Below are 12,626 nucleotides of genomic sequence, written 5' to 3' on the forward strand. Positions count from 1 at the left end.
GACGAGGACTGAGAAATGGGAATCCGCAAGTACAAGCCGACTACGCCGGGCCGTCGCGGCTCCAGCGTCGCCGACTTCGTCGAGGTCACGCGGTCCACGCCGGAGAAGTCGTTGGTCCGCCCCCTGCACAGCAAGGGTGGCCGTAACAACTCCGGTCGTGTGACCGTCCGCCACCAGGGTGGTGGCCACAAGCGCGCCTACCGCGTGATCGACTTCCGTCGTCACGACAAGGACGGCGTGCCGGCGAAGGTCGCGCACATCGAGTACGACCCCAACCGCACCGCGCGCATCGCGCTGCTGCACTACGCCGACGGCGAGAAGCGCTACATCCTCGCCCCGCGCAACCTGCAGCAGGGTGACCGCGTCGAGAACGGTCCCGGGGCCGACATCAAGCCGGGCAACAACCTTGCCCTGCGCAACATCCCGGTCGGTACGACGCTGCACGCCATCGAGCTGCGTCCCGGCGGCGGTGCGAAGTTCGCCCGCTCCGCCGGCGCCTCGGTGCAGCTGCTCGCGAAGGAGGGCTCGATGGCCCACCTCCGCATGCCGTCCGGTGAGATCCGCCTGGTCGACCAGCGCTGCCGCGCCACGGTCGGCGAGGTGGGCAACGCCGAGCAGAGCAACATCAACTGGGGTAAGGCGGGCCGTAAGCGCTGGCTGGGCGTTCGCCCGACCGTGCGTGGTGTGGTCATGAACCCGGTGGACCACCCGCACGGTGGTGGCGAAGGCCGTACCTCGGGTGGTCGTCACCCGGTGTCCCCCTGGGGCAAGAAGGAAGGCCGTACTCGTTCGCCCAAGAAGGCGTCGAACAAGTACATCGTCCGCCGCCGCAAGACGAACAAGAAGCGCTAAGGACGGGTTGAGATGCCTCGTAGCTTGAAGAAGGGGCCCTTCGTCGACGACCACCTGATCAAGAAGGTGGACGCTCAGAACGAAGCCGGCAGCAAGAACGTCATCAAGACCTGGTCCCGTCGCTCCATGATCGTGCCGGCGATGCTCGGCCACACGCTCGCGGTGCACAACGGCAAGACCCACATTCCGGTGTTTGTCACCGAGTCGATGGTCGGCCACAAGCTCGGCGAGTTCTCGCCGACGCGCACCTTCCGGGGTCACGTCAAGGACGACCGGAAGTCGAAGCGCCGCTAAGCGCGGGGTGGAATGACCATGACAGACACTGGAAGGACAACCATGGACGCCAGGGCCCAGGCGCGGTACATCCGCGTCACGCCCATGAAGGCCCGCCGAGTGGTGGACCTCATCCGTGGCCTGAACGCCACGGAGGCTCAGGCGGTCCTGCGTTTCGCCCCGCAGGCCGCGAGCGTGCCGGTCGGCAAGGTGCTGGACAGCGCCATTGCCAACGCCGCGCACAACTACGACCACACCGATGTCGACAGCCTCTTCATTTCCGAGGCCTACGTCGACGAGGGCCCGACCCTGAAGCGGTTCCGTCCGCGTGCCCAGGGCCGTGCCTACCGGATCCGCAAGCGGACCAGCCACATCACCGTGGTCGTCAGCAGCAAGGAAGGAACCCGGTAATGGGCCAGAAGGTAAACCCGCACGGGTTCCGGCTCGGTGTCACGACCGACTTCAAGTCGCGTTGGTACGCCGACAAGCTGTACAAGGACTACGTCAAGGAAGACGTCGCCATCCGTCGGATGATGACGTCCGGCATGGAGCGCGCCGGCATCTCGAAGGTGGAGATCGAGCGCACCCGTGACCGTGTGCGTGTGGACATCCACACCGCGCGTCCGGGCATCGTCATCGGCCGCCGTGGCGCCGAGGCCGACCGCATCCGCGGTGACCTCGAGAAGCTCACGGGCAAGCAGGTCCAGCTGAACATCCTCGAGGTCAAGAGCCCCGAGACGGACGCTCAGCTGGTTGCCCAGGCCGTCGCCGAGCAGCTCTCCTCCCGCGTCTCCTTCCGTCGCGCCATGCGCAAGAGCATGCAGGGCACGATGAAGGCCGGCGCCAAGGGCATCAAGATCCAGTGCGGTGGCCGCCTCGGTGGCGCCGAGATGTCCCGCTCGGAGTTCTACCGCGAGGGCCGTGTGCCCCTGCACACGCTCCGCGCGAACGTGGACTACGGCTTCTTCGAGGCCAAGACGACCTTCGGCCGCATCGGTGTGAAGGTCTGGATCTACAAGGGCGACGTCAAGAACATCGCCGAGGTCCGCGCCGAGAACGCTGCTGCCCGTGCGGGTAACCGCCCGGCCCGCGGCGGTGCCGACCGCCCGGCCCGTGGTGGCCGTGGTGGCGAGCGGCGCGGTCGCAAGCCGCAGCAGGCTGCCGGTGCCGAGGCCCCCAAGGCCGAGGCTCCCGCGTCCGCCGCTCCGGCTGAGAGCACCGGAACGGAGGCCTGACCGAAATGCTGATCCCCCGTAGGGTCAAGCACCGCAAGCAGCACCACCCCAAGCGCAACGGCATGTCCAAGGGTGGCACGCAGGTTGCGTTCGGCGAGTACGGCATTCAGGCCATGACCCCGGCGTACGTGACGAACCGGCAGATCGAGGCAGCTCGTATCGCCATGACGCGTCACATCAAGCGTGGCGGCAAGGTCTGGATCAACATCTACCCGGACCGCCCGCTCACGAAGAAGCCCGCCGAGACCCGCATGGGTTCCGGTAAGGGTTCTCCGGAGTGGTGGATCGCCAACGTCAAGCCCGGACGCGTGATGTTCGAGCTGTCGTACCCCAACGAGAAGATCGCGCGCGAGGCCCTGACCCGTGCGGCCCACAAGCTGCCGATGAAGTGCAAGATCGTCAAGCGCGAGGCAGGTGAAGCGTGATGTCGGCCGGTACCAAGGCGTCCGAGCTGCGCGAACTGGGCAACGAGGAGCTGCTGAACAAGCTCCGCGAGGCCAAGGAAGAGCTGTTCAACCTCCGCTTCCAGGCGGCGACGGGCCAGCTCGAGAACCACGGCCGGCTGAAGGCCGTCCGTAAGGACATCGCGCGGATCTACACCCTGATGCGTGAGCGCGAGCTGGGCATCGAGACGGTGGAGAGCGCCTGATGAGTGAGAGCAACGTGACTGAGCAGACTGCAGAGGCCCGCGGCTTCCGCAAGACCCGTGAGGGTCTCGTCGTCAGCGACAAGATGGACAAGACCGTCGTCGTCGCCGTCGAGGACCGCGTCAAGCACGCGCTGTACGGCAAGGTCATCCGCCGTACCAACAAGCTCAAGGCGCACGACGAGCAGAACGCCGCGGGTGTCGGCGACCGTGTCCTCCTCATGGAGACCCGGCCGCTGTCCGCGACGAAGCGCTGGCGCGTCGTCGAGATCCTCGAGAAGGCCAAGTAATCCCGCCTAGGGGGACCCCCTAGGCATCGTTCCGCCAGGCTCGGCAGGGGCCGACCTCGCAAGAGGAGAGCCCCTGCCGGGAACCGGCAGACAACCAGGAGATAGACGTGATCCAGCAGGAGTCGCGACTGCGTGTCGCCGACAACACGGGTGCGAAGGAAATCCTCTGCATCCGTGTGCTCGGTGGCTCCGGTCGCCGCTACGCGGGTATCGGTGACGTCATCGTCGCCACCGTCAAGGACGCGATCCCCGGCGGCAACGTGAAGAAGGGTGACGTCATCAAGGCGGTCATCGTTCGCACCGTCAAGGAGCGCCGCCGTCCGGACGGCTCGTACATCCGCTTCGACGAGAACGCCGCTGTCATTCTGAAGAACGACGGCGACCCTCGTGGCACCCGTATCTTCGGCCCGGTCGGCCGTGAGCTGCGCGAGAAGAAGTTCATGAAGATCATCTCCCTCGCGCCGGAGGTGCTGTGAGCATGAAGATCAAGAAGGGCGACCTGGTCCAGGTCATCACCGGTAAGGACAAGGGCAAGCAGGGCAAGGTCATTGCCGCTTACCCGCGCGACGAGCGTGTCCTGGTCGAGGGTGTCAACCGGGTCAAGAAGCACACCAAGGCAGGTCCGACGGCTCGCGGTTCGCAGGCCGGCGGCATCGTCACCACCGAAGCGCCGATCCACGTCTCCAACGTCCAGCTGGTCGTGGAGAAGGACGGCAACAAGGTCGTGACCCGCGTCGGTTACCGCTTCGACGACGAAGGCAACAAGATCCGCGTTGCCAAGCGGACGGGTGAGGACATCTGATGACGACCACCACCAGCCCGCGTCTGAAGCAGAAGTACCGTGAGGAGATCACGGGCAAGCTGCGTGACGAGTTCAAGTACGAGAACGTCATGCAGATCCCCGGTCTCGTCAAGATCGTGGTCAACATGGGTGTGGGCGACGCCGCCCGCGACTCCAAGCTGATCGAGGGTGCCATCAAGGACCTCACCACGATCACCGGTCAGAAGCCGGCCGTCACCAAGGCCCGCAAGTCCATCGCGCAGTTCAAGCTGCGTGAGGGCCAGCCGATCGGTGCCCACGTCACGCTCCGTGGCGACCGCATGTGGGAGTTCCTGGACCGCACCCTGTCGCTCGCGCTGCCGCGCATCCGCGACTTCCGCGGCCTGTCCCCCAAGCAGTTCGACGGCCGTGGCAACTACACCTTCGGTCTCACGGAGCAGGTCATGTTCCACGAGATCGACCAGGACAAGATCGACCGCACCCGGGGTATGGACATCACCGTGGTGACCACGGCGACCAACGACGCTGAGGGCCGTGCGCTCCTTCGTCACCTCGGCTTCCCCTTCAAGGAGGCGTGAGCGAGATGGCGAAGAAGGCTCTGATCGCTAAGGCTGCTCGCAAGCCCAAGTTCGGTGTGCGTGGCTACACCCGCTGCCAGCGCTGTGGCCGCCCGCACTCCGTGTACCGCAAGTTCGGCCTGTGCCGCGTGTGCCTTCGTGAGATGGCTCACCGTGGCGAGCTGCCGGGCGTGACCAAGAGCTCCTGGTAATCCCCCTTTTAGGGATTCCAAGGGCTCTCGGTAAGCAATGGGCGCGTCAGGCGCCCTCCCCTTCATGGCTTAGGCTTGGAGGGTTGGGCGCCTGACGGTCGCCCGTACGACTTACTACGCCGTAGGTCCACCGCGCCGCACCCGTCCCGTCTCGGATCGGGGAGAGGGATGGCGCACCAGGAAACCCCGGCGAGAGAGGCCGAAGGCCAATTCATGACCATGACTGATCCGATCGCAGACATGCTGACGCGTCTGCGGAACGCGAACTCGGCATACCACGACTCCGTGACGATGCCGGCGTCGAAGATCAAGTCGCACATCGCGGAGATCCTCCAGCAGGAGGGCTTCATCACGGGCTGGAAGGTCGAGGACGCCGAGGTCGGCAAGAACCTCGTTCTCGAGCTGAAGTTCGGCCCGAACCGTGAGCGCTCCATCGCGGGCATCAAGCGGATCTCCAAGCCCGGTCTCCGGGTGTACGCGAAGTCCACCAACCTGCCGAAGGTTCTGGGCGGCCTGGGCGTGGCCATCATCTCCACGTCCCACGGTCTCCTGACCGACAAGCAGGCGCAGAAGAAGGGCGTGGGTGGGGAAGTCCTCGCCTACGTCTGGTAGTTCGGGAACGGAGGAGAGACAGCAATGTCGCGTATCGGCAAGCTCCCCATCCCGGTTCCCGCCGGCGTGGACGTCACCATCGACGGCCGTACGGTCGCGGTCAAGGGCCCCAAGGGCGAACTGACCCACACCGTCATCGCGCCGATCGACATCGCCAAGGCCGAGGACGGCACCCTTCAGGTGCTCCGGCCCAATGACGAGCGGCAGAGCAAGGCCCTGCACGGCCTGTCCCGCACGCTGGTGGCGAACATGATCACCGGTGTGACCCAGGGATACGTCAAGAAGCTCGAAATCAGCGGTGTCGGCTACCGCGTCGTGGCGAAGGGCTCCAACCTGGAGTTCTCCCTCGGCTACAGCCACCCGATCCTGGTCGAGGCCCCCGAGGGCATCACCTTCAAGGTGGAGTCCCCGACCCGTTTCTCGGTCGAGGGCATCGACAAGCAGAAGGTCGGCGAGGTTGCGGCCAACATCCGCAAGCTGCGCAGGCCCGACCCGTACAAGGCCAAGGGCGTCAAGTACGAGGGCGAAGTCATCCGCCGCAAGGTCGGAAAGGCGGGTAAGTAAGCCATGGCATACGGACAGAAGATCCTTAAGGGCGACGCCTACAAGCGCGCCGCGATCAAGCGCCGCCACATCCGGATCCGTAAGAACATCAACGGAACGGCGGAGCGTCCGCGTCTGGTCGTTACCCGCTCGAACCGCCACATCGTGGCCCAGGTGATCGACGACATCAAGGGTCACACCCTTGCGTCGGCGTCCACCCTGGACACCTCGATCCGCGGTGGCGAGGGCGACAAGTCCGCGCAGGCCAAGCAGGTCGGCGCCCTGGTCGCCGAGCGCGCCAAGGCCGCCGGTGTCGAGGCCGTCGTGTTCGACCGTGGTGGTAACCAGTACGCGGGGCGCATCGCCGCCCTGGCGGACGCCGCCCGCGAGGCCGGGCTCAAGTTCTGAGCCGGTTCCGTAGCTAGCGGAAACAGAGAGAGGTAATTCCAATGGCTGGACCCCAGCGCCGCGGTGGCGGTGCCGGTGGCGGCGAGCGGCGGGACCGGAAGGGCCGTGACGGCGGCGCTGCTGCCGCCGAGAAGACCGCGTACGTTGAGCGCGTAGTCGCGATCAACCGCGTCGCCAAGGTTGTGAAGGGTGGTCGTCGCTTCAGCTTCACCGCGCTGGTCGTGGTGGGCGACGGTGACGGCACCGTGGGTGTCGGATACGGCAAGGCCAAGGAGGTGCCGGCCGCCATCGCCAAGGGTGTTGAGGAGGCCAAGAAGCACTTCTTCAAGGTCCCCCGCATCCAGGGCACCATCCCGCACCCCATCCAGGGTGAGAAGGCTGCCGGCGTCGTGCTGCTCAAGCCCGCGTCGCCCGGTACCGGTGTTATCGCCGGTGGTCCGGTGCGTGCCGTGCTCGAGTGCGCCGGTATCCACGACGTGCTGTCGAAGTCGCTCGGCTCCGACAACGCGATCAACATCGTGCACGCGACCGTGGAGGCCCTCCGTGGTCTGCAGCGTCCCGAGGAGATCGCGGCCCGCCGTGGTCTGCCCCTCGAGGACGTCGCCCCCGCGGCTCTTCTCCGTGCGCGTGCCGGGGCGGGTGCGTAATCATGGCGCAGCTCAAGATTACGCAGGTCAAGTCCTACATCGGCAGCAAGCAGAACCACCGTGACACCCTGCGCTCCCTTGGTCTCAAGGGCATCAACACGCAGGTCGTCAAGGAGGACCGCCCCGAGTTCCGCGGCATGGTGCACACCGTCCGCCACCTCGTGACGGTCGAGGAGGTCGACTGATCATGGCGGAGAACAACCCGCTCAAGATCCACAACCTCCGTCCCGCCCCGGGCGCCAAGACCGCCAAGACCCGTGTCGGTCGTGGTGAGGCGTCGAAGGGTAAGACGGCCGGTCGTGGTACCAAGGGCACGAAGGCCCGTTACCAGGTTCCGGAGCGCTTCGAGGGTGGCCAGATGCCCCTCCACATGCGTCTCCCGAAGCTGAAGGGCTTCAAGAACCCGTTCAAGACGGAGTTCCAGGTCGTGAACCTGGACAAGCTCGCCGCCCTCTACCCCGAGGGTGGGGAGGTCACCGTTGCCGACCTGGTCGCCAAGGGTGCCGTCCGCAAGAACAGCCTCGTCAAGGTCCTCGGCCAGGGCGAGCTCTCCGTGGCGCTGCAGGTGACGGTCGACGCCGTCTCCGGCTCCGCCAAGGAGAAGATCACCGCCGCCGGCGGTACCGTCACCGAGCTCGTCTGAACACCACAGGCGTCTTGATGACCTGAGCGATCCCGACCGGGGATACCCCACATATGGGGTATCCCCGGTTGGTCGTTCCTAGGGCGGCAGTCCCGCCGGTAAGGTGGCCTGCACTGCCCTCTTTTCACAGGGTGCTTCACTTCGGGCACTCTGAGCGGCAGTTGACCGTTACCTATGTCGTTGTTCCCATTGGACTCTCAGACCGTCACCCTTGACGCAGTTGCGCGGGGGTCGCAGGAGGCACCGTGCTCACCGCGTTCGCCCGGGCGTTCAAGACGCCCGACCTGCGCAAGAAGCTGCTCTTCACGCTCGCCATCATCGTGGTCTACCGGGTCGGAACCCACGTCCCGATCCCAGGTGTCGATTACCGGAACGTCCAGACGTGTATCGATAACGCCCAGGCCAACCAGGGTCTCTTCGGTCTGGTCAACATGTTCAGTGGCGGCGCGCTGCTGCAGATCACCATCTTCGCGCTGGGCATCATGCCGTACATCACGGCGAGCATCATCCTCCAGCTGCTGACCGTGGTGATCCCGCGCCTGGAAGCCCTGAAGAAGGAGGGCCAGGCAGGTACGGCGAAGATCACGCAGTACACCCGTTACCTGACGATCGCCCTCGCCATCCTTCAGGGCACCGGCCTCGTCGCCACCGCCCGCAGCGGCGCCCTGTTCCAGGGGTGCCCGGTGGCCAGCCAGATCGTCCCGGACCAGTCGATCTTCGTCACCATCACCATGGTCATCACGATGACCGCCGGCACGGCGGCCGTGATGTGGCTCGGTGAGCTCATCACCGACCGCGGCATCGGCAACGGCATGTCGATCCTGATGTTCATCTCGATCGCCGCCACCTTCCCGTCCGCCCTGTGGGCCATCAAGAAGCAGGGCTCCCTGGCCGGCGGCTGGATCGAGTTCGGCACCGTCATCCTCGTCGGCCTGGTCATGGTCGGCCTGGTCGTCTTCGTCGAGCAGGCCCAGCGCCGCATCCCGGTGCAGTACGCCAAGCGCATGATCGGCCGCCGCTCCTACGGCGGTACGTCCACGTACATCCCGCTCAAGGTGAACCAGGCGGGTGTGATTCCCGTCATCTTCGCCTCGTCGCTGCTCTACATCCCGGCCTTGATCGCCCAGTTCGCCGGTGGAAAGTCGGAGTGGAAGACCTGGATCGAGCAACACTTCGTCAAGGGCGACCACCCGTATTACATCGTTTCGTACTTCCTGCTGATCGTTTTCTTCGCCTTCTTCTACGTGGCGATCTCGTTCAACCCCGAGGAAGTCGCCGACAACATGAAGAAGTATGGTGGCTTCATCCCGGGCATCCGGGCTGGCCGACCGACCGCTGAGTACCTCAGCTACGTACTCAACCGGATCACCTGGCCGGGTTCGCTGTACCTGGGTCTGATCGCTCTCGTGCCGACGATGGCGTTGGTTGGTTTCGGGGCAAACCAGAACTTCCCGTTCGGCGGGACCAGCATCCTGATCATCGTGGGTGTCGGCCTCGAGACCGTGAAGCAGATCGAGAGCCAGCTCCAGCAGCGCAATTACGAAGGGTTCCTCCGCTGATGCGTATCGTCCTCGTCGGGCCGCCGGGCGCCGGTAAGGGAACGCAGGCCGCGTTCCTGGCCAGAAACCTGTCGATCCCGCACATCTCCACGGGCGACCTGTTCCGGGCCAACATCAGCCAGCAGACGGAACTCGGCAAACTGGCGAAGTCCTACATGGACGCGGGCAACCTGGTGCCGGACGAGGTCACCATCGCCATGGCGAAGGACCGCATGGAGCAGCCGGACGCCGAGAACGGCTTCCTGCTGGACGGCTTCCCCCGCAATGTCTCGCAGGCCGAGGCGCTCGACGAGCTGCTCGAGACCGAGAGCATGCAGCTCGACGCGGTGCTGGACCTGGAGGTCCCCGAGGACGAGGTCGTCAAGCGGATCGCCGGCAGGCGCGTCTGCCGCAACGAGTCGGCGCACGTCTTCCACGTGACGTACAAGCCCGCCGCCAAGGAGGGCGTCTGCGACGTCTGCGGCGGCGAGCTGTACCAGCGGGACGACGACTCCGAGGAGACCGTCCGCACGCGGCTGGAGGTCTACCACACGCAGACCGAGCCGATCATCGACTACTACAAGGCCCAGGGCCTGGTGGTCACGATCTCCGCGCTCGGCAAGGTGGAGGACGTCACGACACGCGCCATGGAGGCGCTGAAGCGTGACGAGGGCGACAAGTAGTCGTTCGTACGCAGCCACGGCCGCGGTTCCCCTCGGGGAGCCGCGGCTGCTGTGTGGGGCGGGGTCGCCGGCGCCGCCCCTTATCGTTGAAGGCGTTCATTCTCTCTCCGGTCCAGAAAGGCCGTAGTCCCCATGGTGCAGATCAAGACCTCCGAGCAGATCTCCAAGATGCGCGAGGCGGGCCTGGTCGTCGCCGCCATCCACGCGGCGACCCGTGAAGCCGCCGTGCCGGGGGCCACGACGAAGGATCTGGACCAGGTCGCCCGCAAGGTGCTCGCCGAGCACAACGCCAAGCCGAACTTCCTCGGCTACGGCGGCTTCCCGGCGACGATCTGCACGTCCGTGAACGAGGTCGTCGTCCACGGCATCCCGTCCGACGACCTCGTCCTCAAGGACGGGGACGTCATCTCCATCGACTGCGGCGCGATCATCGACGGCTGGCACGGCGACGCCGCCTACACGGCCTTCGTCGGCTCCGGCCACTCCCCGGAGCTGGTCGAGCTCTCCCGGGTGACCGAGGAGTCGATGTGGGCCGGCATCGCGGCCATGAAGCAGGGCAACCGGCTGGTCGACGTCTCCCGGGCCATCGAGACGTACATCCGCCGCCAGCCCAAGCCCGGCGGTGGCAAGTACGGGATCATCGAGGACTACGGCGGCCACGGCATCGGCACCGAGATGCACATGGACCCGCACCTGCTGAACTACGTCGACCGGCGGCGCGGCAAGGGCCCGAAGCTGGTGCCGGGCTTCTGCCTCGCCATCGAGCCGATGGTCTCCCTGGGCACCCCGAAGACGGAGGTCCTCCAGGACGACTGGACGGTCATCACCACCGACGGCACCTGGTCCTCGCACTGGGAGCACTCGGTCGCGCTGACCGAGGAGGGGCCGCTGGTGCTGACGTCTCCCGACGCGGGCAAGGCGAAGCTCGCCGAGCTGGGCGTCGTCGCTGCTCCGGATCCGTTGGGCTGAGCGCCTGCGCCCCTGGAGGGGCGCTTAAAGATCTGTCTGCCGGGGCAGACTTTCTCGATTCGTGTTTCCGAGGGCCCTGACGTAGACTGACTCGTCGGCTCTGGTGCACCCGCATGCCTGCATGCGCTCGCTCGGAGTCGATCAAGGTAGTCGATTCGAAGGGCGAAGCGTGGCCAAGAAGCAAGGTGCCATCGAGATCGAGGGCACTGTCGTCGAGTCTCTTCCGAACGCCATGTTCAAGGTCGAGCTCCAGAACGGCCACCAGGTCCTGGCACACATCAGCGGCAAGATGCGCATGCACTACATCCGCATCCTCCCTGACGACCGGGTCGTGGTGGAGCTGTCTCCGTACGACCTGACGCGTGGCCGGATCGTCTACCGCTACAAGTAGATCTTGCCCCGCATCTCGCTTCGGCGAGGTGGTGGCACTGACCCGGAGAACCTCACTAATGAAGGTCAAGCCGAGCGTCAAGAAGATCTGCGACAAGTGCAGGGTGATCCGCCGTCACGGCCGGGTCATGATCATCTGCGACAACCCGCGCCACAAGCAGCGCCAGGGCTGATCGACAGCGGATCGCACCCTCTGCATCCATCGCAGGGATTCGCGCGACGCGAGCTGAATATGTTCATACGCAGGACCCGGGCGGACACTGTGCGCCTGACACCCCTGGTTCGGAGGCCGGGGACCCAGTTCGTACCTCATACGGCGGCTGGGATTCGGTTCTGTGGAAGACCTCCGACAAGTAACTGGAGCCATTGAATGGCACGCGTTTCCGGTGTCGACATCCCGCGCGAAAAGCGCGTGGAGGTCGCCCTCACCTACGTGTTCGGCATCGGCCGGACCCTCGCGCAGCAGACGCTGGCCGCCACCGGCGTCGACCCGAACACCCGCGTTCGCGACCTCTCCGAGGAGCAGCTCGTCGCGATCCGCGAGTTCGTGGACAACAACATCAGGACCGAGGGTGACCTCCGTCGTGAGATCCAGGCCGACATCCGCCGCAAGGTCGAGATCGGCTGCTACCAGGGTCTGCGTCACCGCCGCGGCCTGCCCGTCCGCGGTCAGCGCACCAGCACCAACGCCCGCACCCGCAAGGGCCCGCGTCGCGCCATCGCCGGCAAGAAGAAGCCGGGCAAGAAGTAGTCCGCAGCGGACGCCTGTCCACGGTCTTCGCTGTAGGACCGACCACCTCCCGTAGGAGTTAAGAGATGCCCCCCAAGGGACGTCAGGGCGCTGCCAAGAAGGTGCGCCGCAAGGAAAAGAAGAACGTCGCTCACGGCCACGCGCACATCAAGAGCACGTTCAACAACACGATCGTCTCGATCACGGACCCCTCGGGCAACGTGATCTCCTGGGCCTCCGCCGGCCACGTCGGCTTCAAGGGCTCGCGCAAGTCCACGCCGTTCGCCGCGCAGATGGCCGCCGAGTCGGCTGCCCGCCGCGCCCAGGAGCACGGCATGCGCAAGGTCGACGTCTTCGTCAAGGGCCCGGGCTCCGGTCGTGAGACCGCGATCCGCTCCCTGCAGGCGACCGGCCTCGAGGTCGGCTCCATCCAGGACGTCACGCCGACCCCGCACAACGGCTGCCGTCCGCCCAAGCGCCGTCGCGTCTGATCTTTCGCAGATCGCTGACGCAGGCCGCTTGGTCTGAGGTTTTCGGGCGGTATGGCTCTTAGGGGCCATATCGCCCGTACCCTTGTTACACCTCAGGGCGTCAAATAGCGGGCGCCCCTGACAGAA

The 12,626-nt window shown here is 65.8% G+C and carries 24 protein-coding genes; all 24 read left to right on the plus strand.

The features are described 5' to 3' along the window. Positions 1 to 15 precede the first annotated feature (15 nt). The 24 genes from rplB (at position 16) to rpsK (ending at position 12,500) form a co-directional block, all read left to right on the plus strand. On the plus strand, positions 16 to 852 hold the full coding sequence (gene rplB / locus ACFT4A_RS09915) for a 50S ribosomal protein L2 (protein ID WP_030839671.1): 837 nt from the start codon (positions 16 to 18) through the stop codon (positions 850 to 852). Between the two features lie 12 nt (positions 853 to 864). Then, on the plus strand, positions 865 to 1,146 hold the full coding sequence (rpsS, locus tag ACFT4A_RS09920) for a 30S ribosomal protein S19 (RefSeq protein ID WP_057607913.1): 282 nt from the start codon (positions 865 to 867) through the stop codon (positions 1,144 to 1,146). Between the two features lie 42 nt (positions 1,147 to 1,188). After that, positions 1,189 to 1,536, plus strand: coding sequence for a 50S ribosomal protein L22 (gene rplV / locus ACFT4A_RS09925; protein ID WP_184591450.1), 348 nt, complete (start codon positions 1,189 to 1,191; stop codon positions 1,534 to 1,536). Further along, entirely contained in the window at positions 1,536 to 2,360 is an 825-nt protein-coding gene (gene rpsC, locus ACFT4A_RS09930) for a 30S ribosomal protein S3 (RefSeq protein WP_184591448.1), read from the plus strand. Before rplV ends, rpsC begins: the two co-directional genes overlap by 1 nt. A 5-nt stretch (positions 2,361 to 2,365) precedes the next feature. After that, a complete protein-coding gene (gene rplP, locus ACFT4A_RS09935) occupies positions 2,366 to 2,785 on the plus strand; it encodes a 50S ribosomal protein L16 (protein WP_382584709.1) in 420 nt (139 codons plus the stop codon). After that, positions 2,785 to 3,009 carry a 50S ribosomal protein L29 gene (gene rpmC, locus ACFT4A_RS09940; RefSeq protein WP_010036720.1) on the plus strand — a complete coding sequence of 75 codons (225 nt, stop codon included), beginning with the start codon at positions 2,785 to 2,787 and terminating at the stop codon, positions 3,007 to 3,009. The genes rplP and rpmC overlap by 1 nt, the downstream gene beginning before the upstream one ends. Beyond that, complete coding sequence (gene rpsQ, locus ACFT4A_RS09945; RefSeq protein WP_003992363.1) at positions 3,009 to 3,296, plus strand: 30S ribosomal protein S17; 288 nt, start codon at positions 3,009 to 3,011, stop codon at positions 3,294 to 3,296. The genes rpmC and rpsQ overlap by 1 nt, the downstream gene beginning before the upstream one ends. Before the next feature lie 107 nt (positions 3,297 to 3,403). After that, entirely contained in the window at positions 3,404 to 3,772 is a 369-nt protein-coding gene (gene rplN / locus ACFT4A_RS09950) for a 50S ribosomal protein L14 (RefSeq protein WP_003992364.1), read from the plus strand. A 2-nt stretch (positions 3,773 to 3,774) separates the two neighbouring features. Continuing rightward, positions 3,775 to 4,098, plus strand: coding sequence for a 50S ribosomal protein L24 (gene rplX, locus ACFT4A_RS09955; RefSeq protein ID WP_053674523.1), 324 nt, complete (start codon positions 3,775 to 3,777; stop codon positions 4,096 to 4,098). Then, complete coding sequence (gene rplE, locus ACFT4A_RS09960; protein WP_003992366.1) at positions 4,098 to 4,655, plus strand: 50S ribosomal protein L5; 558 nt, start codon at positions 4,098 to 4,100, stop codon at positions 4,653 to 4,655. The genes rplX and rplE overlap by 1 nt, the downstream gene beginning before the upstream one ends. Positions 4,656 to 4,660: 5 nt before the next feature. Continuing rightward, positions 4,661 to 4,846 (plus strand): type Z 30S ribosomal protein S14, encoded by a 186-nt coding sequence (locus ACFT4A_RS09965; RefSeq protein ID WP_003948630.1) that lies wholly within the window; start codon positions 4,661 to 4,663, stop codon positions 4,844 to 4,846. 213 nt (positions 4,847 to 5,059) lie between these two features. Then, on the plus strand, positions 5,060 to 5,458 hold the full coding sequence (gene rpsH / locus ACFT4A_RS09970) for a 30S ribosomal protein S8 (protein WP_030839654.1): 399 nt from the start codon (positions 5,060 to 5,062) through the stop codon (positions 5,456 to 5,458). A 24-nt stretch (positions 5,459 to 5,482) separates the two neighbouring features. Beyond that, positions 5,483 to 6,022, plus strand: coding sequence for a 50S ribosomal protein L6 (rplF, locus tag ACFT4A_RS09975; RefSeq protein WP_010036705.1), 540 nt, complete (start codon positions 5,483 to 5,485; stop codon positions 6,020 to 6,022). Between the two features lie 3 nt (positions 6,023 to 6,025). Next, the gene (rplR, locus tag ACFT4A_RS09980; protein ID WP_030930487.1) at positions 6,026 to 6,409 is read left to right on the plus strand and encodes a 50S ribosomal protein L18; all 384 of its coding nucleotides are present in this window, start codon (positions 6,026 to 6,028) and stop codon (positions 6,407 to 6,409) included. A 41-nt stretch (positions 6,410 to 6,450) separates the two neighbouring features. Continuing rightward, a complete protein-coding gene (rpsE, locus tag ACFT4A_RS09985; RefSeq protein ID WP_164332815.1) occupies positions 6,451 to 7,056 on the plus strand; it encodes a 30S ribosomal protein S5 in 606 nt (201 codons plus the stop codon). A 2-nt stretch (positions 7,057 to 7,058) separates the two neighbouring features. Further along, positions 7,059 to 7,241 (plus strand): 50S ribosomal protein L30, encoded by a 183-nt coding sequence (rpmD, locus tag ACFT4A_RS09990; RefSeq protein ID WP_003974250.1) that lies wholly within the window; start codon positions 7,059 to 7,061, stop codon positions 7,239 to 7,241. 2 nt (positions 7,242 to 7,243) lie between these two features. Then, positions 7,244 to 7,699: a 50S ribosomal protein L15 gene (gene rplO / locus ACFT4A_RS09995; RefSeq protein WP_193482350.1), complete on the plus strand. Its 456-nt coding sequence runs from the start codon at positions 7,244 to 7,246 to the stop codon at positions 7,697 to 7,699. A 245-nt stretch (positions 7,700 to 7,944) separates the two neighbouring features. Beyond that, entirely contained in the window at positions 7,945 to 9,258 is a 1,314-nt protein-coding gene (gene secY, locus ACFT4A_RS10000) for a preprotein translocase subunit SecY (protein WP_382827566.1), read from the plus strand. After that, a complete protein-coding gene (locus ACFT4A_RS10005; protein WP_382827568.1) occupies positions 9,258 to 9,920 on the plus strand; it encodes an adenylate kinase in 663 nt (220 codons plus the stop codon). The genes secY and ACFT4A_RS10005 overlap by 1 nt, the downstream gene beginning before the upstream one ends. 132 nt (positions 9,921 to 10,052) lie before the next feature. Beyond that, entirely contained in the window at positions 10,053 to 10,889 is an 837-nt protein-coding gene (gene map, locus ACFT4A_RS10010; RefSeq protein WP_382827570.1) for a type I methionyl aminopeptidase, read from the plus strand. A 169-nt stretch (positions 10,890 to 11,058) separates the two neighbouring features. After that, the gene (gene infA, locus ACFT4A_RS10015; RefSeq protein WP_003948620.1) at positions 11,059 to 11,280 is read left to right on the plus strand and encodes a translation initiation factor IF-1; all 222 of its coding nucleotides are present in this window, start codon (positions 11,059 to 11,061) and stop codon (positions 11,278 to 11,280) included. A gap of 58 nt (positions 11,281 to 11,338) precedes the next feature. Then, positions 11,339 to 11,452, plus strand: coding sequence for a 50S ribosomal protein L36 (rpmJ, locus tag ACFT4A_RS10020; RefSeq protein WP_003948619.1), 114 nt, complete (start codon positions 11,339 to 11,341; stop codon positions 11,450 to 11,452). A 197-nt stretch (positions 11,453 to 11,649) separates the two neighbouring features. Further along, a complete protein-coding gene (gene rpsM, locus ACFT4A_RS10025) occupies positions 11,650 to 12,030 on the plus strand; it encodes a 30S ribosomal protein S13 (RefSeq protein WP_189728755.1) in 381 nt (126 codons plus the stop codon). 65 nt (positions 12,031 to 12,095) lie between these two features. Continuing rightward, the gene (gene rpsK / locus ACFT4A_RS10030) at positions 12,096 to 12,500 is read left to right on the plus strand and encodes a 30S ribosomal protein S11 (RefSeq protein WP_003956432.1); all 405 of its coding nucleotides are present in this window, start codon (positions 12,096 to 12,098) and stop codon (positions 12,498 to 12,500) included. The last annotated feature ends 126 nt before the right edge of the window (positions 12,501 to 12,626 follow it).

It is taken from the genome of Streptomyces sp. NPDC057099 (assembly GCF_042671245.1).
In the GTDB taxonomy this organism is placed as follows: domain Bacteria; phylum Actinomycetota; class Actinomycetes; order Streptomycetales; family Streptomycetaceae; genus Streptomyces; species Streptomyces purpurascens.